The following is a 1,512-nucleotide window of genomic DNA, read 5'->3' as shown; positions in this document are numbered from 1 at the left end:
CGCGATATCACTGCAAAATGGGTCACGCTGCCAAACTGGGCACGGATTCGCAACCAATTGGCCATTCGCTTTGACGGACGCTTTCCGGGGTAATGGGGCGAAATACACAATCTACTTGACAGTCCCATGCTCACAGGTCGATGCCCTTCCCATCCTAGCGGCTTTCTCAGTACGCGACAAGGCCAACATGTGTTCGCGTGTGAGAGCTATCCCTTAAGTATCAGTATATGTTCGGGAGGTCTTGGCTAAGCTTGGACAGGGGATTTTCCCACGGTGGCGCGGCGCAGCCGCGTGCCCGCCCCGCAAGGGCGGAACGCTAGCGGTTTGTTAGGCGCAAGCGCGAGCGCAGCGGGCCGTCAGGCCTTTATCTAACAAGCTGCTGGCGTTGTGTCAATAGCCCATTTTAAGGGCTATTGGGTGTTCACTGACCCCTGTCACCACTCCCTTGCAAGTCTATTGCAGGGGTTTGTGATCAGGCGGAATCAACACCAAAACCACGGCCAATCACGGCCCATCTGTGGTCATTCCGACTGTACATCTCAACCTAGCGCGTCTCGTGAGCAGATTTTTGAACACTTGCAATGATCAGGTATATCAAAAAGAGGATCGAAAAAAGCCGAAAAATTAAGATAGTGAGCACCTCCTAGGGTATTCACGTCCGGTGAACAGTTTTGTGAATACCCTAGGAGGGGGATTCGCTTACCAGTTTACTCTTATGGAGAGTAACGTCAAATAAGGATATAATAACTATTTTTCTGTCATTTTTATTGATATTTAGTATCAATTTTCAGGTATTTCATATATTCCATATTTTTTATTACTTTCAATATTAAAAAACCAATTATCACGCCGATTGCATTCATAATTACATCATCTATGTGTGTTATCCTGAATTGATTCCCGAATATCAACCCCGTTGACAATTGAATTGTTTCAGCGATTATTCCGACCATTACAGCAATCCATATAATATTTTTCGTTTTTACTGGTTTAATTAATGGAAATAACACCCCAAAAGGAATTGTAAGTATTATATTTAGTATATATGATTTTATTATCCTCAATAATGCATCACCCTGATTTATATCAAAATATTTCTGCTTAAATAGTATAATATATATATACTCATTATACGGATAATTCTTGATATTTTCTAATATTGATGTTCCACGATAGTTTATAGGTAAACATATCTGAGCAATAAATCCGAAGATGTATACTATGAATATTGAATAGAGAAGTATTTTTGATATATTTCCATTCCTTTTTTTCATCCATACCGACAATGGTATAATAATGACACATGAGTACAATGCAAATACTAATGTTTCTCGTAGCATATACTAGGCCTCTTAATTTATAGAATTACTACGCTATACTATATCTACGCCTGATGTGAGTGATAACGAAAAAATCCCTTGACAAAGCAAGACGGAAGTCCCACGATGGATGTGCTTACCAACCATCAACAGGAGTTCCGTCAATGCCCAGTATACCATTTTCTGATGTGAT

The 1,512-nt window shown here is 40.7% G+C and carries 1 protein-coding gene; it reads right to left on the bottom strand.

Going from position 1 to position 1,512, the window contains the following annotated elements; all coding sequences use genetic code 11:
- Positions 1 to 764: 764 nt before the first annotated feature.
- Positions 765 to 1,340: a VanZ family protein gene (locus ABEB26_RS26815; protein ID WP_345725163.1), complete on the bottom strand. Its 576-nt coding sequence runs from the start codon at positions 1,338 to 1,340 to the stop codon at positions 765 to 767.
- Between the last annotated feature and the right edge of the window lie 172 nt (positions 1,341 to 1,512).

The organism is Herpetosiphon gulosus (assembly GCF_039545135.1).
Classification (GTDB): domain Bacteria; phylum Chloroflexota; class Chloroflexia; order Chloroflexales; family Herpetosiphonaceae; genus Herpetosiphon; species Herpetosiphon gulosus.
This window is presented reverse-complemented; position numbering and strand designations above follow the sequence as displayed.